We start from the raw sequence: 25,294 nt of genomic DNA, 5'->3' as shown, positions 1-25,294 counted from the left end.
AGAGAATAGGCCCAAGCAACTGTTTATCAAAAACACAGGTCTCTGCTAAATCGAAAGATGAAGTATAGGGGCTGACGCCTGCCCGGTGCTGGAAGGTTACGGGAATCTGTAAGTCGCAAGGCGAAGCAGTGAACTTAAGCCCCAGTAAACGGCGGCCGTAACTATAACGGTCCTAAGGTAGCGAAATTCCTTGTCAGGTAAGTTCTGACCCGCACGAATGGCGTAATGACTTGGGCACTGTCTCAACAACGTACCCGGCGAAATTGTAGTACTTGTGAAGATGCAAGTTACCCGCGACTAGACGGAAAGACCCCATGGAGCTTTACTGTAGCCTGATACTGGGTTTCGGTATTCTTTGTACAGGATAGGTGGGAGGCTTGGAAGTAGTGGCGCTAGCCATTATGGAGCCAATGTTGGGATACCACTCTAAGAGTACTGGAACTCTAACCAGAGTCCGTAATCCGGACTTGGGACAATGTCAGGTGGGCAGTTTGACTGGGGCGGTCGCCTCCCAAAAGGTAACGGAGGCGTCCAAAGGTTACCTCAGCACGGTTGGAAATCGTGCATCGAGTGCAAAGGCATAAGGTAGCCTGACTGCGAGACAAACAAGTCGAGCAGGTACGAAAGTAGGGCTTAGTGATCCGGTGGTATGAAAGTGGAATTGCCATCGCTCAACGGATAAAAGCTACCCTGGGGATAACAGGCTTATCTCCCCCAAGAGTCCACATCGACGGGGAGGTTTGGCACCTCGATGTCGGCTCATCGCATCCTGGAGCTGTAGTAGGTTCCAAGGGTTTGGCTGTTCGCCAATTAAAGCGGTACGCGAGCTGGGTTCAGAACGTCGTGAGACAGTTCGGTCCCTATCTGTCGCGGGCGCAGGATATTTGAAGGGATCTGTCCTTAGTACGAGAGGACCGGGATGGACGAACCTCTAGTGCACCAGTTGTCACACCAGTGGCACAGCTGGGTAGCCAAGTTCGGCAGGGATAAACGCTGAAGGCATCTAAGCGTGAAACCCACCCTAAGATGAGATATCCCACCGTAAGGGTAAGACCCCATGTAGACTACATGGTTGATAGGTCAGGAGTGTAAGTGCAGTAATGCATTAAGCTGACTGATACTAATAGGTCGAGGGCTTGACCAAATAACAGGTATTTATATAAAGTAGGTCTTTTAAAGTAGTTATGATCAAATTCTTGTCAATATTACTTCATTATATAGTTTTGAGGGTATATAAGAAATCATTTAGACATTACTTCCGATTCGAGCGGGTGTTGACGGAATTAAGTCAACACATGAGCGAGATTAGCGGAAGTTATGGATAAAGGATTTCAGAAATCACTTAGACGCTACTTCCGGTTCGAGGGAGTGTTGACGAAACTAAGTCAACACATGAGCGAGATTAGCGGAAGTTAGGATAAGGGATTTCAAGACCTGATAATTAAATAGTCAAAGATTGATGAGGCAAAAGCCTTATCAATTAAATTTTCTGGTGATGATTACGAGAAGGTCACACCCGTTCCCATCCCGAACACGGCAGTTAAGCTTCTTAGTGCCGACGATACTTAGACGGTTGCGTCTTGGTAAAATAGGTAGTCGCCAGATTTATATCAAAGCCTTATGCGAATAGCATAAGGCTTTGTGCTGTTTAAATTAAATTAGAGTTTCTTCATCATTCTACATTTCCTGGGGAATATCAACATTTACCTCAAGAATGCCTTATATTTTCGACAAAAATCGCAAGATAGTCTTTTTCTGTATATCCTATATAATATACACATCTTGGCCATGTTAACTTATTATAATGGTTTTGATTTTAGCTAAAAGCAAGTGGTATCTTGTCGTGATTATGCTTCTTATCAATATTACTTGATTTTATAGCTTTTGATAATCTAAAAAAGCTTGTGCATATTTTATAGCCGATTCTTTTGACAAATTTTTGGAATCATAAATAGATGTGATCATATAGGTTGCTCCATTAAAGTAAAAAGTTAAAGTTGTTACCGATTTTATACTTGTAGGTTTTTTAGCCATATTTCCTTCAGTATAATCAGGATATGATACATCGTCCCAGATAGCCTGTGTATTACCTATGTTTATCTCTTCGTGTGAGTTAACATTTACAAGAGATCTATCAAACTGAGAGATATCCTTATTACTTACACTGATACCAAATGTTATACCACTGCTGTTTTGGTAAACGCCGCATGCACTTCTGTACGGCATATATTTTTGGAGGCCTTTGAATATCTGTTCATTGTGTATTGATTGCTGTATATCATTTTTAAGAGTATCCCATAAATTATAACTGATAGGACTTAAAACCCCAACACTTTCGAGTTTATTTACCAGTGAAAACTCTTCACAAAGTGTTTTGGGGAAGTGAACATTGATACCCATCTTCAAAGATAATTCCTCATCACTTAAATTTGTTCTATCACAAACAGCAGGCTGTAGTATAATATCTTCCGCATTTTTTTCCACTAAATTATCATTCTTGTCTATCACAAACACTTTCTTTATTATTTCCATAGCCATGACACGTGTATCAGGAGAAATAGTAAAAATTAGACCGGACGATAATATGAATATTACAACAGTTACTATACTAATCTTAGCTAAATTTAAATTAAATAATCTGCTTGTGGATTTTTTTTCATCCAGATTGGAGAATATACACTCAAGCATTTCTTCTGAGGATTTTATATCTTTAACACAGTACTGAATTTCTTTTTGAATATAAAAATCAAAATCTTTATCCATGTTTACCATTTAAATTATACCCCTTTCTTTTATAAATATCCAAGCTCTTCTCTAAATAAGCTCCCTCTTTTAACTCACCACATAGCTCGTAGTAGAGCTGCTTTCTGGCATTGTGAAGCCTGGATTTAACAGTCCCCTGAAAGCATCCCGTAATTTTTGCGATATCCTTGATTGGCATTTGATTATAGTAAAACAGTATAACAACTGTTTTAAGAGGAAAGCTAAGCTTATTAAGTGCCTGTTTCAAAGACAAACTGTTGGCAAAGGCATCAAAATCATTATTAAAATTTGAAACAGAAGCTGATTCATCTATGTTACGGGATTCAGCTGACATATAGCGATTATGCTTTTTCACCATTCTCCAGCCTGTTGTGACTAATATTTTATAAAACCATGCATCAAATGTTTGGGGATCTCTTAAATTCCGAATATGTTTGAAGCATTGAATAAAGGCCTCCTGAACTATATCTTCGGCAATTCCCCTACTATTGGATATCAGGTAAGCGGTACCTAATGCATTTTGGCTATAAATTCTATATAGTTTACCCAAACTGTCTTTATCTCCAGTTTGGCACTGGCGAATAAGATCAATTTTCTCCAAAGGTCACACTCCTTTCGCTTTTCTTTTAATGTGGCAGAAACTAATATTAGTTTTAACTCATTAATAAAGGAGCTTACCACTTTATAAAAGGTTCAGTAAAACTATCAATTTTCTTTTTTCTGCAGTGCTTTGTTGCCATTTCTTCTTTTTCAACTCCCAATAATCCTCTCTTGTTTCCAGCCAGGATATAGTTTTGTCATGGCAGATCTGATTTAAAATGCTCATTGATTATCTTGGAGGTATCATTGATATTAGGGACATAAAAAGAGAGTACTCCATATTTACCTTCCTTTATACTTGCCTCGTTGCCTGGAAGAATAAATGTCTTAATTTCATTTGCTTTGAAATTTGGTGCATTTTGAGATAGTTTAATGGCACCACTGACGGTAACATTTGTATCAAGGTTCTCAAGAATACTATTAATAATACTATTGATTCTTCCTATGTATTTCATATCCTTTTTCTGCCTTAAAAATTCTTTTATGAAGTTTTGCTGTGCTTGCTCTCGGTTTAGATCACTTCCATTATAAATTTTTCTTACATCGCGGTTAGATTTTGATGCTTTTCTAAATCTTAAAAACTGTATTGATTTTTTTCCATCTAGTAGCTGATAACCTTTTTTTAAGTGAATATGTAGATTTTGAACTGGGTCATCATAGTCCATGTTAGCTGGTACATTGTAGTACACACCGTCAAGATTGTCTATTATTTCTACCAAATTATTTACATCTATATAAATATAATATTTTATTTTTACATTAAGTAAACTACATACAGTCTCGATACAACGGTCTGATCCACCAACTTGATAAGCAGTATTAATTTTCGGAAGATTAGACCCCTTTATGTGAATCCTAGTGTCCCTAGGTATTGACATAATACTCATATCCGTAGTTATTGGGTTGAAGTTAATCAGCATCATGGTATCGGCATTCTTGGCAACCTTATCGCCGCCTATTAGTAATATATTAACAGGCTGACTTTCTTGTATTATGGGTTTTACCAAGTTATATACAAGATCCTTTTTTTTGAAATCATTTTTATTAATATTTTTTATAGACGTTTCATATACATACACTAAGCCTATACCGGAGAAAAATAAAAATGAAGTTATTATTATTGTCAAAATAAAATAGAATTTTCTTGAATTAATTATCATCATATGCTCCTTACTTAATAAAAATATCTTTGAACAACTACTCTTATTTTTAACCTGATTCTAGCATTAATGTGTATGAAAATCATTACCAAATAGTTAAGAAACTTCAAACTTCATACCATTTACCAGGTTGATCATTGTACTACAGAAGGTAACAATCTTACCCGTGGACAGTATATTGTAATGATGATGCGAGCTTATGGAATTGAACCTCTTGAAGATGTAGCAAGCAACTTTAGCGACAGTGGAAACACATATTACACAAGCTATTTGGCTGCAGCAAAGAAATTAGGGATTGCAAACAGCATTTGAAATAATATGTTTGCACCAGACAAAGAAATCACACGTCAGGAGATGTTTACGCTGCTGTATAATGCATTAAAAAGCATGGACGAACTTCCTGATGCTTCGACTGGAAATTCATTGTCGGAATTCAGTGAGTTCAATAATATAGCAGCATAGTCAGTTGACGCAATGAGTTTGTTTACATAAGCAGGGATAATAAGCGGAAGCAACGGCATGCTTTCACCTTTGTGCTTAAGATTACAATATGATGCAATTAAGTACCCATTTGCAACAGCCCTATATTTATAAAAACATTACAATTATTGATTTGGCGAAGTATTCAGAATGACTAAAATATTACTTCAGAGAGGCAGTGAAATATTTTATGCAAACCATATTGACAATAATTATGAATGCAAAGCTGGCGAATTAATTTACTTTTTAAAAACTCTGAGGAAACTTAGGAACATTAATGCCTAATATTCCTGCTAATTCAATGGTTTTTTAGGCATGGAGCACTTTTTTAATATGCTGTCCAATGATAATCTTTTATTATAACTTGGGAACAGAAAGTTTGATATGGCATGATTTTTTGCATACTCTTTAAAACATTCATCACCCATATCCTGAACTAATTGTTTTGCCTTGTTTTCAATAATTTCATGGAACTTGGGAATCAGTGATTTTAAATTTTCTGACCACTTTTCTATTTCATTTATATAATTAGCTATGTTGTCCTCTTTGTCATGCTTAAAGCGATTAATTTCAACTTCAATTCGCCCCCGATCCATTGTGTCCCAAGGTCGATTCATTATAACTGGTTTTTGCCATTTTTTCTTTTCCACGCTCCAATAATCTTCTTTTTCTTTTACTGAATAAATTTTAAAGTCCGGTATTGTTATTGCAGTTAAAAAGCCACTATGACAAGCACCTGTATCAACTCCATAAATCTAGTCATTTAAAATAAGGGGTTTTTCCCCAACTATATGATGCCCAAAAATAACCGGCTTTTTACCATCATAAGCATTATACCAATAACCATCATGAAACATCTTTTCCAAATACTTTTCTCCGGCTGTACATCCACACAGAACTTCTTCCGGTTGCTTTTTTATATCAATTCCAGGAATTGTATTTTTGTTATTTCCTGAGCATAAGATAAAGTTCCATTTAGATGTTTTCTCTCATGGTTACCCATAATTGCATGTGTATTATTATTCAGACTAAAGAATCTTACGACTTCGTCTGACTTTAAAAACATTTGCTAACTTTTTTAATATACTATAAGGCTTTATATTTTCCAAGTTTATATTAAAATTCACCTTATTAATATTACTAAATTCTATTTCGTGATTTAAAAAAATGTAATATACTAATGTCTAGGTAAGTGGAAGTTTATATACATAATGGTAGATTATTAGGTGAATTAGCTGTTTTTGGGGTGAATAAAATATAGGCATAAGGCTTGGGGGAGTAATATGCATTACACATATGAAGCTATAGAATATAAAAACAATATTCCTTATAATTTATTTATTAACAAGGTTGGACAAGTACAGAGACATTTGCATCAGAGCATTGAAATTCTTTTAATATTAACTGGAAATATTCAAGTTATTGTTGAAGATAAAAGCTATTTTCTTTCAGAGGAGGATGTTATTCTTATCAACTCAAATAATGTCCATGAGCTTTTTTCAGAGAATTGTACCATGCTGGGACTTCAAATAGATCTATCACAGTTTGAAAGTCAATTAATTGATGAAAAGAAAGTATTATTTGAGTGCAATTCTGCCGAATACAAAAACAAGGATGCCTTTAATGAAATAAGATCACTGTTGGCACGATTATTTAAAATAAGTGTGGAAAAGTATGGAAGCTATGAGGGCATAAGTACAAATGAGATATTAAGAAAGGCTGTGATTTATAAGCTTTTATATGTAATTGCCGCTAGGTTTAAAAGCGATAAAGCTCCGAATAATCAAATTCAGACACAAAAGAATGTAGATAGGATGGAAAAAATCCTGAATTATATAAACAACCATTATCATGAAAACGTAACATTGAACAAGCTGGCGGAAATGGAACAGCTTTCAGCGGCATATTTATCCCGTTATTTTGAAAAGAATATGTCAATCAACTTTTTGTCATACCTACATAAGGTAAGATTGGCCTATGCTGCAAATGAAATTATTTCGACAGATTTACATATTGATACTATAGCTCAAAAGACTGGTTTTCCTAATGCCAGAGCACTAACCTCCTCTTTCAAAAAGGCATATGGGATGCTCCCTAGCTTATATAGAAAACAGAATCAGCTATTGTCAATTCCACTGAAAAGGGAGGAAAAAAGCAATTCTATAAATTATAACGATATAGAGCAGTCTGATTATCTGCCTAAATTAATGGCGTATTTGCCCGAGCGGAACTCTTTGGAGAATGAAGAATTTGATAATAAGGGATTATATCTTGAATGTCAGATTGATATATCAAAACCGGGGAAAAAATTATGCCGCTCATTCAAAAATTTATTATCTTTTGGTCGTACAAGGGAACTATTGTATGGCGATATACAGGAAATATTAAAAACTATCCAGAAGGAGATTGGATTCGAATATATCAAACTTAATGATATCATAAGTGATGATTTTGTTTGCATTGATAAAATTATCGATTTTCTGCTATCAATAAAGCTTAAACCATTTATTTTATATTCTTTCATATCAGGATGTACGGCAAAGGCGAACAAAGAAAACAGCAATGACAACATCTTTATAATAAGCAGTCCTAAGGATATTGAAAATTTTACATATATTGTAAACAAGCTGACAAGACATTTTATTGAACGTTACGGTATTTATGAAGTATCTACATGGTTGTTTGCTTTATATGACATATCATCAAGCAATGAAAGCGAAGATTTATCATTAGAGGTCTACAAAACTGCTTACCAAAGCATAAAATCCATTAACCATAAGCTACGGTTTGGAAGTCCGTCTTTTGATTTAATGAAAGTTGAAGAAAGTACGTCTTCTATAAAAAGATTTGTTGATTTCTATCAGGATAATGGCTGTGAGCCTGATTTTATTAATTTTATCCTTTACCATAATGTAAAAGCATATGGCGGCAATGGTATCAGTCCTGTCAAAAATATTAATAGATTTTTAAACCATGATCCTGATATTTTGAAAGCCTTCTTTGATTCACTAAAAATGCTGTTTAAAAATAAAAGTAACATACATAGGCTAATTTATCTGGATGGACGCTATTATGTATCCTCATACTATGATTTACTGAATGATACTAGTTTTGCAGCTTGTTATACTGTAAAAAATATTCTGGAAAACTATGATGATTCAATAAGTTTTGCGTTTTGGAACTTATCGGATTTCCATGAGAAGAGCAGTATAGGTTTGGAGGCGTTTCATGGAGGGGCAGGGCTTTTTAACTACAACGGAATCAAAAAACCTTCCTATCATGCATTATATCTTTTGAATAAACTGGGAGATACAGTAGTGGCACAGGGTAAAGGATATTTCATGACAAAAGGCCAGGGTAATTTGCAAATGATGTTGTATAATTACATTCACCCTTCAGAATCATATATTGAAGACGAAACCACTGATAAGAACTCTGCCGACAGATATAAACAGTTTTTAGATCCGGTCAGCAGGGAATTTGGTATTGAACTGAAATCTATTGAAAACGGAAGTTATATTATAAAAGAGTATATCATAAACCGCAATTACAGCAGTTGTTTTGATAAATGGCTTGAAATGGGGGCTCTTACATTAGCCAATCAGGAAGAAGTGGAATTACTTAAGTCACTGTCAAATATAATGCAAAAGAAGACAATGATAGATGTGGTTAGTAACAGTTATATATTCAATTTTGTACTTCAACCCCATGAAATAAAGTTTGTGGAAATGAGAAGATTATAGATTAAAGGACAACTAAAATACTGCAATTTTAGCTGCCCTTTAACTATTACAACCTATTCATGAGGGGGTGTATACGTTAGTAATTACTAATTCTATCTTGATTTTGTATATGCTGCATCCACTCAGGATACTCTATATGGATTTTGCTTATGTTGTCCAGTGCGGTCATTTCCTCTTCAGATAATTTTATTTTTGCAGCTTCAAGATTATCATCAAGCTGATCAATTGTTTTAACTCCGACCACGACGCTTGTAACTGCTTTTTTATGTAACAGCCAGGCGATGGCAATCCTTGGGATGGTGGCATTGTGCTTTCTAGCTATTTTATCCATTAAAGAGATGATATCATATGCCTTGTTTTTATCTACAGGTGGAAAATCAAAATTATCACGTCTGCTGTTGCCAGCTTTTTCATCGTCTCTTGTATATTTACCGGTTAGAAAACCTCCGGCTAGCGGACTCCAAGGCATAAGAGCAAGGTTTTCTTCTAAAGCCATAGGAACTACTTCTCTTTCAATATCTCTTCCTGCTATGCTATAGTAATATTGCAATGCACAAAACTTTGACCAGCCCATTTTCTCTGCTATGGAATTTGCATTAACAACTTTCCATGCCGGATGGTTTGAAATCCCAATATACCTTACTTTACCGCTTTGTACAACATCTTCAAGACCTCTCATTGTTTCTTCCAAGGGTGTTAGAAAATCAACGCCGTGTAAATACAGCAAATCAATATGAGTCATTCCCAATCTTTTTAAACTGTCTTCAACGGAGTAATTTATATGAAGCCTTGACAGCCCAACCTGATTTACACCTGGTCCTGTACGAGACCTTACTTTTGTTGCAACAAATACTTCCTGCCTGTTTACACCAAGGGATTTCAAAGAATTACCCAATATTGTTTCGGATAAACCATCTGAATATGAATTTGCAGTATCTATATAATTTATTCCTTGTTCTATGGTTCTCTTTAAAATGCCTTTAACTTCTTCTTCCTGTACTTTACCAAAGGTTTCACAAAATCCCTGGCCTCCAAATGTCATTGTGCCAAGACACAGTTCTGAAACCAAAACGCCTGTATTGCCTAATTTATTATACTTCATAAAATCAACTCCCCGGCTATATTATAGTAATTATGGCATGTTTGAAATATTACTTCCCGTTTTGAGCTTTTCAAAATGCCTATACTAATTGCAAGTCTGGCTGTGCAAGGATAGAGCTTTCAATTTCTGCTTTATGTAAATCATTAAATAAATCTGCACTTTGAAGATATTTTGAAACCATTTTTGCTTCATCATCAAGAGGTCTGTCTTCATGGACAAATCTTGTGAATTCTCTTACGTCTTTGAATACTTTCCTTGTTAATGATCCGAAATGTTCCTCACCGATTAAATCAACTGCTTGGAGAACAGCCAATAGATGAATAGAGTATTGAAGATACATTAGCTCTATTGCTTCGGATAATTTTCTTGCGGATATGGTACCTAAAGAAACTTTATCTTGATTGAGTGATTCTGTGGGTCTGGAATGAATGCTTACAGCACCTGACAAATAGCTGATTTCCGAGCATAATGCAGAAACTGTTATTTGAGCAGCTTTAAATCCATGAAGTGTACCTTTATTTTCATCAACTTCCGATAAATACGGAGTTAAGTTTTCAGTAAGGTTATTAAATTTGCCATCACATAATAATTCGACTTGTTTATCACACAAATCTGATATATTTGCCACAGCAATTCTTAAATAGTCATTTACAGCACATATATGTCCGCCATAGAAATTTCCGCTGTTGTATATAATTCTATTTTCATTATCAATAAGCGGATTATCATTACTAGAGTTAAGTTCATTTTCAATCCAGGTTTTTGTGAAATGGAGAGTATCTCTAACCACTCCATTAATTTGCGGGGAACACCTTAAGGAGTATCTATCCTGGATTTTTACATCGGTCTTTTTATATCCGTCTGAATTTATGGAACCAAGTTTTTCTAATAAAGCTTCGTATTTTTGTACTCTTTTTGAATCAGAAATAACTTTATAAATTTTTTCAGAACTTTCGATTTGGCCTATATGATTCTTTATTTCAGAAACTTTTCGTCTATAGGGAACATCATTTCCGCCTATTACCTCTATAGTTGCCCCGGTTAAAAAATCCGAGATATTGGAAAGCCTTTTGACTTTTCTCCAATTCAGAGCTGAAACAGCTGTCATAACACTTGTTCCGTTCATTATGGCCAGACCCTCTTTTGCTTGAAGCACTATAGGTTCTATTCCAACTTCCTTTAGAACATCCTTTGTAGGTGCTATTTTGCCGTTGTAATACACCTTTCTTTCTCCCATTAAACAGGCAGCCACATAACTAAGAGGTGTAAGGTCACCGGAAGCACCAACGGAACCGATCTCAGGAATAACGGGTATAATATCCTTGTTTAAAAACTCCAGCATTTTTTCTGCAAGAACCGGCCTTATGGCTGAATAGCCCCTGATATTTGAGTTAAGCCTAACGAGTAATACAGCTCTTCCAACTTCCTTGGAAAAATAATTTCCAACACCAATGCCGTGAAAGTTAACAAGTGATCTCTGTAATTTTTCAGATTTCTTATAGTTTATTTGGTTGTGACATGAATCACCAAAACCTGTTGTAACCCCGTAAACCGGATATCCTTTTTTTATGTATTCCTCAAGGAACTCTCTGCTTTCAGCTATTTTTTTTCTGAACTCAGCATCAGATGATAAAGATACTTTTTGATTATTAAAACTCACCTGATAAACATCTTCAATGGTTAAGGAATTGCCGTCGATAAAAAGTGACATATCCATTTCCCCTTTCATATTTTAAAATACTGAACAAAATCACGAAATAATCTCTTTAGCATAAATAAAATTAACTTTCTTACAATGTTCAATCATCTTATTTAGAAGCTTTTCATCGGGTTTTTTCCAACTAAAGCCAAGCCTTGAAAGTACAGCATTTGTTTTATCGTTTCTGATTTCAGGAACATATGATATGCCTTCAAAAATGCTGTAAGTAAATAAAAGGTCCTCAAAGTATGGTCTTTTTTCATCATTTTCCTGCATGCTTGCCAAAGTATCTATAAAGTCATTAAACGGCTTAATTTTTAAATCAGTTAAAGAATGATTAAGACACTCTGCAAATTCAGTAAGAGTGATCTTTTCATTATTGAAAACATGAAATACTTGATTTTTAAGGTTTACTTTGTCAAACAACAGTATTATTGCTTTACTTACATAATCAACATAAGAAAATTCCAGTTTCTCAAATGTAGTATCAGGTACCATGCCAAGCTCTATGTAAGACTTGAGGTTGTTATAAAATGCATTTTCTGTAATGTTTCTTTGGAATTTACCGTTATTTGAATCAAAGACAAGAACTCCAATTCTGTAAATGTTGGCATTTAAGCCGCTTTCCCTGGCTCTAACCAATATTTTTTCCGCTTCGAACTTGGTTTGGAGATAGAAATTATCATACTCCTGGCCAATATCAATATCATCCTCTGTATATAGGGCATTGGAAGGGTCTTGAGTATTATACATAGAAAGTCCGTTGGTTGAGATATAATGGATATCCTTTTTTAATCCCTTGTTTGCAAATTCGATCAGTCTTTCTACACCGTGTACATTAACTTCTTCAAAATCCTCATATAAACCAAAGTGTTTGACATTTGCAGCACAGTTAATTATGCAATTGATTATGCCAGCATAATAATTGTAGGTTTCTTCAGACATATTAAGATACGGCTTTGTGAGGTCTGCAAGTATAATAAATATCCTGCTTTTATAATTTGCAAAAAATCCTTCGCCTAAATAACCGTCCACAGATTTTATAAACCGCTCTATGGCACTTTCCACTGTGCAGCCTCTGACGGTTACATAAATATTGTATTTGGTATTTTGCAATAATTCTTTCAATATGTATGTACCAAGATAGCCTGTGGCACCTGTTAATAAAACATTTTGATAACCCCAATCACAAGAAAGGTCAATATTTAGAAACTTATTGATATTTGATAGGTATTTTTTATATTTGCTGCTGCATATTTCTGTTATTTTTAGTTTGTTTATCTGGACTTGTTTTGACTTTAAGTTTGATATTTTTTCTTTTATGTTATCATCCTTAAATGTAACGTGCTTTGCCAGTTCTGCTATGGTTTGACTTTCAAAGACTTGATTTACTTTTATGTTAAAGGTTTTAGAAAGAAGGTTGACAAGCTGAATGGCTTTTACCGAATCTCCTCCGATCTCAAAGAACCTATCATTAATACTGATTTTATCTGTACCTAAAGTATTCTTCCAGCATTCATAAATCCTCTTCTCAATATCATTCCTCGGCATCACAAACTCAGTTGCTTTAACCTGTGCTTTATCAAGAGGAGGTAAAGATTTACCGTCTAATTTACCATTTGGAGTCAGTGGTATCTTGTCCACTTTAATAAAATATGTAGGTATCATGTAAAGCGGAAGATCCTTTGATAAAAAGCTCCGAAATTCATGATTTTGAATTTCTCTATCTGATACAACATACGCACATAAGTGCTTTTCGTTTTTCTTATCGGTAAACACAGTAACAATTGAATTTTTGACACTGGGATGTTTTATAAGTCTGTTTTGTATTTCGTCAATTTCTATCCTGTACCCTTGAATTTTTACCTGATTGTCTTTGCGGCCTAAAAATTCAATATATCCATCATGAAGTACCCCGAAATCTCCGGTTTTGTATAAATAGCCAAACTGAGGATGCTGTATGAAAGATTCTTTTGTTCTGATTTCATCATTTAGATAACCTAAAGCAACACCCTTGCCCCCAATATATATTTCACCGGGCACTCCAACAGGACATAATTGTCTGTTGAAGTTCAATATGTAAAGCTGTTGCTTAGTAAGTGGGTAACCGTAAGGAATGCTTTTCCATGAAGATTTTATTCCTTTTACGGGAAAATATATTGACCATATTGAAGCTTCAGTCGCACCGCCAAGGCTTATTATTTGGGCATTTGGAAAATTATTTGATATCTTTTCCGGCAGGGTGAGGGGGATCCAATCACCGCTTAGCATAACAAGTCTTAAACTTTCGCTTTGCGTTTGATTATTTGCATATTCCAGCATCATGTCCATTATTGCGGGAACGGTATTCCAAATAGTTATTTTTTTCTCATGTACAACATTTATTAGATTAAATACATCTCTTTGATCGGGTACCATGATGAGAGCTGCACCCGTGCTAAGGGCCCCGAATATATCATAAACCGACAGGTCAAAACACATTGAAGATATACCTATGATCCGGTCACTTTCGCATACATTGAATTTGTTATTTATATCAAGTATGGTATTTACCGCTCCATTATGAGTTATTATAACCCCCTTGGGTTTTCCTGTACTTCCGGATGTGTAGATAACATAGGCAATCTCATCAGGATAATATATGCATATGTCATTTTCATTATATTCCCTCACATTATTTTGCTCATATGAATCAGGATGAAGTATCAATGTACAATTGCTGTTTGATATTATATATTCCTTTCTTTCTTCAGGATAACTTGGATCAATTGGTACATATGCAGCACCGGATTTTATGATACCCAAAATGTTGATGATTGTATTGATTTTTCGTTCTGCAATCACTCCTACAAAATTCTTTTTGCCTATACCTTGCATAAGCAGATATAAAGCCATTTGATTTGACTTTCTATTAAGTTGGTCATATGTAATGGATTCATCACCTTCAATGATGGCTGTATTTGACTCGTTTTTCCTGGCTTGCTGCATGAATAAACCATGAAGTGTATCGCTTTCAAACTCCTTTACCGATAAGTTATATAATTGATATGTCATTTCATATTTGTCACTGAGCTTGGCAGCATCATAATCATTATAGAGGATTATTTCAGAGATCAGATTTATGTATTGATTAAACATGGTATCAATAAGCTCCGGATCAAACAGCTGCTCAACATAATCCCATGTAATATAAAGCTGACCTTCCGAGTCCATAAGCTGATTATCCAGGTAAACCTGTGATGTTTGACTTAGTTGCATTTTGGAAGAGCCAAGCTCACATAAACCTTCACTTCCCCCATCAAACAAAATACTGGAAAAAACATATGGAAGTGCAGCCCTTGACTTGATATTATTAAATCTCGCATATTCCCTGGTAAATTCTACACCATCGTAATGCCTGTTTTCAAGGGCTTCCATGGTGCTTTTCTGGACATACTCCACCTTGTCCCAGAATGTTAACTCAGGACTTATTTCCAATCCCAATATAATTAAAGATGTAAAATCTCCAAGGATAGAACCCACATCTTCATGGAACGGGTACCTGCTAAATACTGTGAGGTTTAGTGCCACATCCTTTTGATTACTCCAGAAGGATAGCACTTGTGCATAAGCTGTACACAAGATTGAAGAGGGTGTCACATTCTTCTCTTGAGCAAGTGTTTTAAGCTTTAACCATTCATTGATACCAAATATTTTTCGTTTTCTTTTAAAGTGCGGCTTGGTAACATTTGAAGGATTGGCTATTAAAGGTATATTTGGGGCTTGGGGAAATGTCTCAAGTTTATTTAACCAGTAGTTGCGGGATTTTTTGTAGAGATCGGACTTAGTTATTTCATTAAGGTGTATTACGTAATCCCTGAATGTAAAATTCAAATCCGGTAGAATAAGGTCCGGGTTATTATAATATTTGACCAATTCTCTGCTGAAATAGAATAAACTTGCAGCATCAAATATCAGAAGGTCAATACTTATAAAAAGATAATAGTCTTTATCGGTTAGTTTAAATGCTTTAAATTCAAAGAAGGGCCACATGCCGGGTTTAAACACATAATGGGACATTCTTTGTCTTTCCGCTATGATTCGTTCTTCAATTTCCCATGAAGATAATTGACTCAAATCATCTACTTGAATCTTATAATCCGGTATATCCTTCATAATTTTTTGAGTGCCGTTTTCAAATATAATAGTGCGTAGTGAAGGATGCCTTTTTATTAGTTTTTGTATGGCATTGTTAAACCTCTCAACGTTAAGATTTGTCCGAATTTCCTCGTAGTGGTGTGTCCCAACGCCTCCTAATTCAACGCTTTCATTTCTTCCAAGGACATATGCCATTTGAATGTTTGTAAGGGGAAAGGGCTCATATAGATTTTCCAGCTCTTGGTTTTTTCTTTCAATTGTGTATAAATCTGATTCGTTTTTATTTTTGTTGATATAATCAGCCAAAGCGGCTATTGTATTGTTTATAATAAATTGGTTATAGCTTACCTGGCAGTTTAACTCATTTTCTATAAGCTGCATCATCTGCATTATACCTATGGAGTTTCCCCCAAGTCTAAAGAAATTGTCATCTCTTTTAATGCTTTTTATATTTAATACCAGGGACCATATGTTAATCAGTTTGCTTTCAATTTCCGACAGGCGTGTTTCTTCATTATCGGTGTCTTTAGCTTTACAGCTTTTTATTTTGCTTATTACAGCATCAAATTCTCCTTTTTCATATATTTGTACTATTTTAAATCTCTGTACTTTTCCGCTCGATGTACAGGGTATCTCATCTACAGGCACTATGTATTTGCATGTAAGGCCCAGTTGAGTATTTAAACTGCCTTGAAGTTCAGGGATCAAACTTAAAAAACTTTTCAAATCACCTTTAAATTTTACTGCCAAAAGTATTTCTTCCTTTAGGGTATCATACATTCTTATTGGACAAGCAGCGGCATTCGCAATGCCCTTTACATTCTGAATAATTCTATCAATATCGTTTAAATAATAATTTTGGCCATTAATAATGACCATATCCTTGGATCTTCCGGTTATATACAGTTCTTTTCCTTTTATAAACCCAATATCCCCGGTTCTAAACCAACCATCGGTTGTAAATGCATTTTTAGTTGCAATTTCGTTGTTATAATAGCCATTGGCAACACCTGTACCTCTTATGCAAATATGTCCTACAAAATTTTCTTTTAACGTTTGACTGTTATCATCGCATATTTTTACCTCTAGATTATTTACAGTGCAGCCCAGGCTAACAAAAGAAGGTGCTGGTTGTTCATCTGTTTCAACTATCTCGCTGCCTACAGCCAGACTTTCTCTGTCGATTTTAATTGATGATATACCGTTGGATGCAATAAATGAACTTATTGTTATAGTTGCTTCTGTCATACCGTATGAGGGACACATTGCATTTTTATTCAAACCAAACTCAGACAAAGTATGTGTAAACTCATTTGCAATTGTCTCAGAAACAGGTTCAGCTCCATTTAATATCAATCTTATATGTGAAAGATCCCAATCTTTTGCTTGTCCTTTTTTAAAAAATTGTAAAAAATGTTTAAAGCCAAAATTGGGGGATACCAGAAAAGTTGCTTTGTATTTATGTGCTGTTTCTAACCACTTCACAGGATTTTGAACAAAATAACTCTTGTCCATTATTATTTGGTTTGAACCCACTGATAATGGAACGAAATGAAACAGGTGAATCCCGATTATATGAGTTAATGGCAGCCATCCAAGAAAAGTGTCTTTATTGGTAATACCATGTAAAGCCACAGCACCATAAATGGCATTAATTATATTATCATGGGTTTGCGGAACTCCTTTTGGTGCACCCGTGGAACCGGAAGAAAACATTATAGCTGCTATTTCATTTTTATCGGCATTGTATATTTTGTCAGACAGAACAGGGGAGTCCATAATATCTTCCCAAAAAGCATGCTTATGCTCCATTTTTTTTAACATGGGTAAAAAGCTTTTATTCAGAGAAGTTCTAAGATCTTTAAATATTTGTTTTGAAATTATTAATCGAGGTTCTTCAAGTATATCAATTATGCTGGTTAACAATCTGACATTCTCGGGCGTAACATCAGTTGATAAAGGAACAATGGTCATTCCACCAAGAATACAGGCCCATATTGAATAAATAAAATCTTCGTTGTTGTCAATTTGAATAATTACCCGGTTACCAGGGGTAAAGCCATTTTGCTGTAAATTATACAAAACCCTGAGTGCTCTTTTGTAGATATCATTATAACAAATAGTCTTTTCGTAATTCTTGCCGATAAACGTTACGCACTTTTCATCTGCTGCGTTCCTGGTGATTACATCAATCATGGTTTCAAAATAATATTTCATCTTTCTCACCTCTTCCTTGTATAAAATTAAGTTTTCAAGAAATTCAGGATAGATGTAAATACAACGAAATTATACCTGCAATGATAAATACTACGAATGATAATAATTGAAAAACCTTTATAAGTTCGGGAATCTCATTATGCATTTTTTTAGAGAAAAAACCTGCTAGAGCAGCCAAAACAATTAATGGTGATACAGAACTTGCGATACTAAAAAGTGAAGCTATAGCTATACTGCTGAATGCACCGGCTAAAGAAGCCAAAGCCAATACCATTAAAAGAGGTGGGCATGGTGTTATTCCATAAGCTGCACCAATAGCAAAAACTGCAAATCCATTTTTAGATTTCGGCGGATTCAGATGGCTTTTGCAAGAATTACATCCCGATGAAAGTGAATTTTTTCCGCATGAGTCAGAGCATCCGCTTTTCTTCTTTGGTATTAGAGTTTTTACAGCGAGAATAAGGCCTGTAAGTATCAAAAATATGTCTAATACAAGCGTGGTGCTAATGCCTGCCAATTTACCACTATCACCTAAAACGGCACCCCCAAATAGTGCGGATAATAATGCCAGTATTATGATTACTGATGTCTTCCCAAAGAAAAAATATAAAAATGACAGCAGGCCTTTTTTCACATTTTTTGAATTACCCATTATATATGTTGTAAGGAATAGAGCGACCACAGGGCTGCAGCCTGCCCCGCAGCTAAATCCTACTGCAATTGCAGTTAAAAATGGGCTTGCGTAGTTTGATAATATATTATCCATTACACTGCCTTTTCCTTTGTCATACGTTCTCTTGCAATAAGTGCAGCTCCAAGTGAACCGTTATACTGAGGATGGTTTGCAACATAGATGTCTGTCATTAATTCGTCTTCAAAAGCTTTTTGCAGACCAACGTTCAATGCTCCTCCACCAGTCATGACAATATCTCCGTTGATTTCCGACTTTCTTGTCATTTTAACCATTCTTTTTGCCATAGAGATATGCATGCCTGCAAGTATATCCTTCCTGGAAAACTTTCTGGCTATAAGTGATATAACCTCAGACTGTGCAAAAACAACACACATGCTGTTTATGTCGCATGGAGCATTGCTTTCGAGGGATATGGGGCCTATTTGATCTATGGTTGTTTCAAGAATCTGTGCAATAACCTCCATGAATTTGCCGGTTCCTGCGGCACATTTATCATTCATTGTAAAGTTCTTTACTCTGTGAAATTCATCAAGGTATATGAGTTTACTATCCTGACCTCCTATATCAATTATGAGACCTGGCTTTACATTTGAGGGGGCGGTCAAGCGGATACCGTATGCATGGGCAGTGATTTCAGATATATCATCATCTGCTATATCTATGGCCTTTCGGCTGTAGCCTGTAGACATTATATATTTTATATCATCCCTTTTTATTCCCGATTCTTCTGCGATCTGATAAATTAATTTTTCCGCATTGCCTGAATTATCAATACCGGTAGCAATTACTTTAGTTGATACTATACCCTTATCATCAATAAGTGCAGATTTTAAATAAGTTGAACCTGCATCAATACCTGCGTAATAATTCATAAATTTAATCCTCCATATTTTTAAATTTGATAAGCTCCACAAAGGCTTCAATTCTAATACGAAGCTGTTCTACATCTTCCTCGTTATAATCTGTTTCCACTCTAATGATTGGGATATCCATACTTCTTAAAGCGTCCTCAACTGCAAAATATTCATAGTCATATACAAGGCAGCCTCTTAGAACATGATATATAACGCCTTGTACTTTAAAATCCTCTATCATTTGTTTAAGTTTAAAAATTCGCTGGTCATTGTTGACAAAAGAAGGACAGGAGCAAGGCAGGATTGCTTTGATTGCCAATGCCCTAATGAGTCCGTCAAGAGAGTTTTCAGTAACGGCTACCGGGTCATATAGGCCTCTTTCACCCATACAGGTCTCGTCAGCAACAAATATGCCTCCCATTTCTTCAATCAACAATGGTATTTTTATGTTGGGAAAGACTACTGGGGAGCCTGTTACCATTATTCTTGGGGCATTGGGTTTTGCAACATATCTTTTGCTTTCAATTCGTAGTTCAAGCTCATCGTTAAGAATCCTTAATGCTTTTGCCCACCTGTCAATCCGGTCATATGAGTAGGAGTTCATGGCTATCATTGCGTGGGTTCCTTTGATTACGGAAGGGGAGTGCATTTTTAATGAATACAACCTGTATATTTCACGCTGTGCCACAGCAATTGCTTCTGTGGCGGCTTTTAATCTAGAGTAGCTTATTTTCTTTGGTGATATGGACTCAATGGCTTTTTTAAGTGCATATATATCTTCTATATAACTGTTTTTTAATTCGTCGTCCAGCTTTATTGTTGGAACATGTAGAGGGATAACATTGTCATTGTATTTCGCCAGGATAGATACCATTTTCTTTTTACAGTCACATGAAGTTGGTACTATTACCATGGAACATTCATCATAAATCGGTACCAGATTCATAGATGCAAAACCTATGCTTGATTTTACAAGAGGGCATGCATCCCTCGGTGTAAACTCGTCACCAATGTTATAAGCGGTATAGCTTCCACTGCATAGTTTGACAGGAATACAGCCTGCTGCATAAATCAGTTCCTGAGGTACCATGACGCAATAGGTACCTATAAGTTTAACCCCGTTGTCCCGTTCTACACTTTTGTTTTCCACAAATATTCTTTTTAATATGTTTGAAAAGTATTCTAATGATTGAGGAACTATCGGAATTTCGTAAATGCGGCGAAGATATTTGTTAGAAACATGCTGCATATTTCTGACAATTCTTTCATTTCTCCTTTGATTTTTAAGCTCCTCTTGATTTTTTGCCGCTGTTGTTTCCTGCATGTGACTTCTCCTTTCCTTCCACCTTCAATAGCGAATCTATATTTTTGGTTAATAAATCAACCTTCTTAACCTTTTCCTCGTTCTTTAAACCCTGCTCTTTGAAAAAGTCCTTTCTTGTTGCAATATAGAACTTTTTCCTGAAGAATGACAGGGCCAGACCGTTATTTTCCGGGCACAACCTTACGCACTCACCGCAGAAGAGGCAATTATGGGTTGTAATGTCAGTCTTTTCTCTTTCAGTATATATTTCTTTGATTCCCATAGGACATGCTTCATAACATGCACCGCATTCTGTACATGCTGTACAGTCTTTTTTTAAACGGAAAAAGGATATTTTTGAGAACAGCCCTATTAATAGACCGAATGGACACATTGTGCAGAAGAGTCTTTGTTTGTAAAATGAACCTGCCACAAAAAAAATTGCTATAAAACCGGAAAGGTATATGGGAATTACCGAACCTGCAAACGCCGGCGTGGTAACCATAGCGGGGCAAAAGTAACAAAAATTGATTCCGAAATAAAAACCTCCTAAAAATATAGCTAGTAATACCCATTTCACAAATGATATCCATTTATAATGCTTCTCTGAAAAACGTATTGGTTTTATCCTAAAAAGCTGTCTTATTTTATAAAGTATGTCCTGTAATAAGCCGAAGGGGCAGGCAAACCCGCAAAGCATCCTGCCGAATATAATGGAAAATATTATAAATGAAACGATTACGCTTACAAGGACAGCGGGAATAGCAAAAAACTGCTGGGGGTGTATCAAATAGTAGCATGATGAGTGCATAATACCTTCAAAGGTAAATGGGCATGCTAATGTTGGAATATATACCTTGTCTGTTCTGAATCCGAAAATTTGAACTCCAAAGGTCAAAAGTACAAAGCTAACGGCTAATATAAACCATCTTATATAATAAAATTTGATTTTCATTTTGCCCTCCTAAATACTTTCCGGACTATTTTTGTAGTCTCTCATTTTATTATTTATATAAGCGTACATTTTTCTAACAATCAGAATAACCAGAATTAAAATGGCAGAATAAAACATCACTTTCAAAAAGGGCAGCATAGCTTTATAATAATATCCTGTAAAAAATTTTTCGCCTTCAAGGGTGTAGCTTGATATATTATAAGTGCCATCTTCGGAGACATATACAACCTGGATTCCCTTGCGTAGATCTTTCTTGTTCATGCTGGGAAGCATGCCTGCAGCATCAGTCTTGACGGTTTTATTCAGACCTCTATTTGAAATGAGCTGTATCTTTGAATTGGCAAGAGGTTTCTGGTCATAAAAGATCATAACTTTGCTTCCCTCTATATAGAAAATTTCTAAGGGTATTTCCTTCATTGTAAAATTTGTTCTTACAACGCCGAATAGCTTCATGAACATAAACTCGGAACTTTGAGTGAATATTGAGTCAAATTTGGCAGAGAGGCTTATTTTATCTTTTTTTCCGTTATTATCGATATCTGCTTTAAAGGTTGGCAATATAGCTGCATATGTGCCTGTCATTCCTTTATTCATGGCTATTGGTGAACCTTGATGCGTAAGCGGAAATACCTTCCCCTCATATCCTAATGAATAAAATTTTAACTGGCTTATGTCAGTGAGCATATTGGCATTTAGTTTTATAACTTCATCCTTATTATCAAACCACAATAAATCATAGGGAGCTAATGGATGATTGTTTTTTTCAACTGTAATGCTGGTTCTTTCAATGCCGTATTCCGGCAGATAAAAAGGAAAACTCATGCAAAAATATACTGCCAGCAAAATAAGAATACTGGATATGATTGTAATAATAAGCCTTTTAGATATTAGGTATCTAAAGTGACTTCTCTTTTTAAATCTGATAACTTTATTTTTCTTGTTTTTCATGATTAAGCCCTCATCTTTTCAGAATCTGAATTTATCGAATTTTCATATTTAGCACTTATCATTTCGATAAATGCTTCTGTCCTTATGCGTAGCAGTTCAATATCCTGATAGTTGTAATCTGTTTCCAGGCGGAATGCAGGAATTTTATTAGCTGAAAAATACTCCTCAAGATAAATAAGGTCAAAATCGTAGTCTATCTGTCCTTTCAAAACATGGTATATAGCACCGTCAATAACATTGTTTTTTGCTGCATCGGTAATAAACTTCATTCGGCTGGTGTTATGTGGAAAAGATGGAGAGCTATCTTCCATATAGTGGGTGTGGGCAACTATTTCAAGCAATTTGTCCAAACCGACTTTCATGCCAAATATTTCTGTTTTACTGTAAGCCCTTCTTGTCATCTCATTGACGTATGCTGCAACATGAACATTATACTCATCAAAAAGTAATGGAATTTTAAAGTTGGGGAAATATATAGGGGATCCTGCAATTATTATACTGGGTTTAACACTATGGGCAAAAAAGGCAGAACCATCAATATTGCGAGTTTTCCATGACTTGAACTTATCATTCAGTATCATTAATTTTTGTGTCCACTCAAGAATGTTAGGGGCAAAGTAATAGGTATTTATGATAAACATAACCAGCGATACCGGAATAAATCCGCTTGATGATGTGCTGTAATACAATAGTCTTTGCATTTCTGTTTTCGCAGCATTTACCATCATAGATGCATCATAAAGCCTTTTGTAAGATAATCGCATTTTTGTCTTTTTTTCAAGAACTTGTATCAATGAATTAATCTGATACATCCATTTCTTTTTTGAGTACCTATCGGACTTTATAGGCGGCACATCAACAGGAAATACCTCTACTTCCTTTGATAGCATATGTGCAACCTTTCTCATGCTGTCAGTTGTAATTGGTACTATCAGTAAGTCAGGATCATCGTTATATGGCGTCATTCCGCCTCTGATACACCCAAGAGAAGCTTTTGTAACTGAGTCAGTATCTCGGGGAACGAATCTGTCCGCATATAACGCAGAACCGAAGCTCCCTCCTAAAATCCACAAAGGCTGTGCCCCAAAGGCATAAATAATTTCTTCAGGGAATGTCAAACCCATGATGGAAATAATGGGCCTTTTTTCAATCTGCTGTTTTTCCAGGCAAAACTCAATGGCTAGATTGAAAAAGTAGGATGCATCATAATGTTTTCCCTGACTGGCCTTTAACTTTTCAATGGTTGAGATAACATCTGATTGATGAATCTTAAAGTGTCTTGTATCTTCAACACCATTATGAATCATATATAAACCTCCTCAAATAAGAATATTTATTTTACCCATTGTATATGGGATTATCGATTTGGAAGCAATTACAGCGAATATAGATCATATAGTAAGTGTGCGAAGAAAAAATATATATACATGCAATTAATATAAATTGGAAAGAAAAATATAAAAAATATTATATTTATTAATTGAATACAAGGTTTAAATTACCAATATCATTATATATTAATTTATTCACAAATAAAGTGAAAATGTAAGAATTGCCAAATTTAATCAAATAATAACATTATATACAAATAAAAATCAAAAAAATACCTATTGGAGGTAAAGAAAGTGAATGAGATTAACATAGATACAAGTAAAAATTTATAATTGATATAGTAAAATATATCCAGATGGTTATCAAGCCAAGGGAATGCAAAGGTTGGACAAAAAAAATACACATATTAGGATGAATTAGTGATATATGGATAAGCTGATTTTTACAAATATAAATTTGCTAATAAATAGAAGCCGCATAATTTTCATTTAAAAGCACATTATAAAATGTACATGGAGCAATTGCTCTTATATACTCATTCTATATATGAAATGGGGTTGTACAGGTGATAATTGCAGGAATAATTGAAAGCGGAAATGATTGTACCACATTAAACCTCATAAGTAAAATATTTAATGATTCAGACAAAAAAATCAGTATAATTACTTCAGGAAGCTTAACCGGGTTAGATTATCGAAAAGTTCCTGAATATACAAAGGAATTAAAAAAAAACGGTGTTGATATTCTTATGATCGGTGTTAAATTGGATGATTTAATGCACGATGTTTTTTTAGGATTTAATTTTGATGTAATAATTTTTCTCAATCAAGCCGATGAAATAGTTGAGGATGATACTGGTAATGTTAATAAAAAAGAGCTGATAGAAAAACTCTTTTTATTAACAGATGACAAGGGGACTGTTATCTTAAATGCGGATGACTATGAAAGAATTTCCCTTTTGCAGGGGAAACGTTATTCCGTTCTTACCTATGGGTTTAATTCCAAAGCAAGTGTAACAGCCTCAAGTATAGGAGAAGGTATATACAGGGAAAATTTTATCTGCTGCTTGCAGAGAACTTTACTAACAAAGTATGGAAGCATAATAGAGCCGCAAGAATTTGAAATTAAAGTTAGTTCAGGTTCCATTAACCCTTATTATGTTATGGCGGCAGCTGCCTTTGCCATTTATTCAGGAGCCATATTAACATCCTACTCAAAGGATAATATGCCATATCATGCTGCAATCAAGCATCACAGCTCTATTGATTAAAGAATTAATAATACTGTACAAATATGACTATATTAAA

General features: G+C 35.0%; 17 protein-coding genes and 2 rRNA genes (1 of these 19 running past the window's edge). 6 read left to right on the top strand and 13 right to left on the bottom strand.

Annotated elements, in window-relative coordinates; genetic code table 11:
- A 23S ribosomal RNA gene (locus Bccel_RS16430) occupies positions 1–1,144 on the top strand; it begins 1,906 nt to the left of the window's first position.
- 344 nt (positions 1,145–1,488) lie between these two features.
- Positions 1,489–1,605: ribosomal RNA gene (gene rrf / locus Bccel_RS16425) — 5S ribosomal RNA — on the top strand.
- 270 nt (positions 1,606–1,875) lie between these two features.
- Here rrf and Bccel_RS16420 read toward each other — a convergent pair.
- From Bccel_RS16420 to Bccel_RS16410, 3 genes are all read right to left on the bottom strand, one after another.
- Positions 1,876–2,772 carry a hypothetical protein gene (locus Bccel_RS16420; protein WP_036939190.1) on the bottom strand — a complete coding sequence of 299 codons (897 nt, stop codon included), beginning with the start codon at positions 2,770–2,772 and terminating at the stop codon, positions 1,876–1,878.
- Positions 2,756–3,364, bottom strand: coding sequence for an RNA polymerase sigma factor (locus Bccel_RS16415; protein WP_036939189.1), 609 nt, complete (start codon positions 3,362–3,364; stop codon positions 2,756–2,758). The genes Bccel_RS16420 and Bccel_RS16415 overlap by 17 nt, the downstream gene beginning before the upstream one ends.
- A gap of 196 nt (positions 3,365–3,560) precedes the next feature.
- Positions 3,561–4,526: an LCP family protein gene (locus tag Bccel_RS16410; protein WP_081926832.1), complete on the bottom strand. Its 966-nt coding sequence runs from the start codon at positions 4,524–4,526 to the stop codon at positions 3,561–3,563.
- Positions 4,527–4,706: 180 nt separating this feature from the next.
- Between Bccel_RS16410 and Bccel_RS32135 the strand changes: the two genes are divergently transcribed.
- Both Bccel_RS32135 and Bccel_RS30300 read left to right on the top strand, forming a co-directional pair.
- Positions 4,707–4,835: a hypothetical protein gene (locus Bccel_RS32135; protein ID WP_276326135.1), complete on the top strand. Its 129-nt coding sequence runs from the start codon at positions 4,707–4,709 to the stop codon at positions 4,833–4,835.
- Between the two features lie 6 nt (positions 4,836–4,841).
- Positions 4,842–4,985 carry a hypothetical protein gene (locus Bccel_RS30300; RefSeq protein ID WP_154673444.1) on the top strand — a complete coding sequence of 48 codons (144 nt, stop codon included), beginning with the start codon at positions 4,842–4,844 and terminating at the stop codon, positions 4,983–4,985.
- Between the two features lie 311 nt (positions 4,986–5,296).
- On the opposite strand, the gene Bccel_RS16405 is transcribed toward Bccel_RS30300, so the two are convergent.
- Positions 5,297–5,653, bottom strand: a complete 357-nt coding sequence (locus Bccel_RS16405; RefSeq protein ID WP_036939188.1) for a hypothetical protein — start codon at positions 5,651–5,653, stop codon at positions 5,297–5,299.
- Between the two features lie 633 nt (positions 5,654–6,286).
- Here Bccel_RS16405 and Bccel_RS16400 point away from each other — a divergent pair.
- Entirely contained in the window at positions 6,287–8,746 is a 2,460-nt protein-coding gene (locus tag Bccel_RS16400) for a GH39 family glycosyl hydrolase (RefSeq protein ID WP_036939187.1), read from the top strand.
- A gap of 76 nt (positions 8,747–8,822) precedes the next feature.
- Here Bccel_RS16400 and Bccel_RS16395 read toward each other — a convergent pair whose 3' ends face one another.
- From Bccel_RS16395 to Bccel_RS16355, 9 genes are all read right to left on the bottom strand, one after another.
- On the bottom strand, positions 8,823–9,848 hold the full coding sequence (locus tag Bccel_RS16395; protein ID WP_036939186.1) for an aldo/keto reductase: 1,026 nt from the start codon (positions 9,846–9,848) through the stop codon (positions 8,823–8,825).
- Between the two features lie 79 nt (positions 9,849–9,927).
- Positions 9,928–11,559: an HAL/PAL/TAL family ammonia-lyase gene (locus Bccel_RS16390; RefSeq protein WP_050753554.1), complete on the bottom strand. Its 1,632-nt coding sequence runs from the start codon at positions 11,557–11,559 to the stop codon at positions 9,928–9,930.
- 39 nt (positions 11,560–11,598) lie between these two features.
- Complete coding sequence (locus Bccel_RS16385) at positions 11,599–17,901, bottom strand: non-ribosomal peptide synthetase (RefSeq protein WP_050753553.1); 6,303 nt, start codon at positions 17,899–17,901, stop codon at positions 11,599–11,601.
- A gap of 43 nt (positions 17,902–17,944) precedes the next feature.
- Positions 17,945–18,667, bottom strand: coding sequence for an urease accessory protein UreH domain-containing protein (locus Bccel_RS16380; protein ID WP_036939185.1), 723 nt, complete (start codon positions 18,665–18,667; stop codon positions 17,945–17,947).
- Positions 18,667–19,467, bottom strand: a complete 801-nt coding sequence (locus Bccel_RS16375; RefSeq protein WP_036939184.1) for an acyl-CoA dehydratase activase — start codon at positions 19,465–19,467, stop codon at positions 18,667–18,669. Before Bccel_RS16375 ends, Bccel_RS16380 begins: the two co-directional genes overlap by 1 nt.
- Positions 19,468–19,471: 4 nt before the next feature.
- Complete coding sequence (locus tag Bccel_RS16370) at positions 19,472–20,773, bottom strand: 2-hydroxyacyl-CoA dehydratase family protein (RefSeq protein WP_050753552.1); 1,302 nt, start codon at positions 20,771–20,773, stop codon at positions 19,472–19,474.
- Positions 20,733–21,707, bottom strand: a complete 975-nt coding sequence (locus Bccel_RS16365) for a 4Fe-4S binding protein (protein ID WP_050753551.1) — start codon at positions 21,705–21,707, stop codon at positions 20,733–20,735. The genes Bccel_RS16370 and Bccel_RS16365 overlap by 41 nt, the downstream gene beginning before the upstream one ends.
- Positions 21,708–21,716: 9 nt before the next feature.
- Positions 21,717–22,655, bottom strand: coding sequence for a hypothetical protein (locus Bccel_RS16360; protein WP_036939183.1), 939 nt, complete (start codon positions 22,653–22,655; stop codon positions 21,717–21,719).
- Positions 22,656–22,657: 2 nt separating this feature from the next.
- The gene (locus Bccel_RS16355; RefSeq protein ID WP_036939182.1) at positions 22,658–23,962 is read right to left on the bottom strand and encodes a 2-hydroxyacyl-CoA dehydratase subunit D; all 1,305 of its coding nucleotides are present in this window, start codon (positions 23,960–23,962) and stop codon (positions 22,658–22,660) included.
- A 590-nt stretch (positions 23,963–24,552) separates the two neighbouring features.
- Between Bccel_RS16355 and Bccel_RS16350 the strand changes: the two genes are divergently transcribed.
- Positions 24,553–25,257, top strand: coding sequence for a Mur ligase family protein (locus Bccel_RS16350; RefSeq protein ID WP_050753550.1), 705 nt, complete (start codon positions 24,553–24,555; stop codon positions 25,255–25,257).
- The last annotated feature ends 37 nt before the right edge of the window (positions 25,258–25,294 follow it).

Origin of the sequence: Pseudobacteroides cellulosolvens ATCC 35603 = DSM 2933, from assembly GCF_001262605.1 — a bacterium.
Classification (GTDB): domain Bacteria; phylum Bacillota; class Clostridia; order Acetivibrionales; family DSM-2933; genus Pseudobacteroides; species Pseudobacteroides cellulosolvens.
Note: the sequence above shows the minus strand (reverse complement) of the source record. Positions and strands in the feature narration are given on the sequence as shown.

Excerpts from the sequence above, each read along its gene's own strand:
- Bccel_RS16400 (WP_036939187.1), top strand. The coding sequence starts at position 6,287 with ATGCATTACACATATGAAGCTATAGAATATAAAAACAATATTCCTTAT.
- Bccel_RS16370 (WP_050753552.1), bottom strand. The coding sequence starts at position 20,773 with ATGCAGGAAACAACAGCGGCAAAAAATCAAGAGGAGCTTAAAAATCAA.
- Bccel_RS30300 (WP_154673444.1), top strand. The coding sequence starts at position 4,842 with ATGTTTGCACCAGACAAAGAAATCACACGTCAGGAGATGTTTACGCTG.
- Bccel_RS16365 (WP_050753551.1), bottom strand. The coding sequence starts at position 21,707 with ATGAAAATCAAATTTTATTATATAAGATGGTTTATATTAGCCGTTAGC.
- Bccel_RS16360 (WP_036939183.1), bottom strand. The coding sequence starts at position 22,655 with ATGAAAAACAAGAAAAATAAAGTTATCAGATTTAAAAAGAGAAGTCAC.
- Bccel_RS16355 (WP_036939182.1), bottom strand. The coding sequence starts at position 23,962 with ATGATTCATAATGGTGTTGAAGATACAAGACACTTTAAGATTCATCAA.
- Bccel_RS16380 (WP_036939185.1), bottom strand. The coding sequence starts at position 18,667 with ATGGATAATATATTATCAAACTACGCAAGCCCATTTTTAACTGCAATT.
- Bccel_RS16385 (WP_050753553.1), bottom strand. The coding sequence starts at position 17,901 with ATGAAATATTATTTTGAAACCATGATTGATGTAATCACCAGGAACGCA.
- Bccel_RS16375 (WP_036939184.1), bottom strand. The coding sequence starts at position 19,467 with ATGAATTATTACGCAGGTATTGATGCAGGTTCAACTTATTTAAAATCT.
- Bccel_RS16390 (WP_050753554.1), bottom strand. The coding sequence starts at position 11,559 with ATGTCACTTTTTATCGACGGCAATTCCTTAACCATTGAAGATGTTTAT.
- Bccel_RS32135 (WP_276326135.1), top strand. The coding sequence starts at position 4,707 with ATGATGATGCGAGCTTATGGAATTGAACCTCTTGAAGATGTAGCAAGC.
- Bccel_RS16395 (WP_036939186.1), bottom strand. The coding sequence starts at position 9,848 with ATGAAGTATAATAAATTAGGCAATACAGGCGTTTTGGTTTCAGAACTG.
- Bccel_RS16420 (WP_036939190.1), bottom strand. The coding sequence starts at position 2,772 with ATGGTAAACATGGATAAAGATTTTGATTTTTATATTCAAAAAGAAATT.
- Bccel_RS16410 (WP_081926832.1), bottom strand. The coding sequence starts at position 4,526 with ATGATGATAATTAATTCAAGAAAATTCTATTTTATTTTGACAATAATA.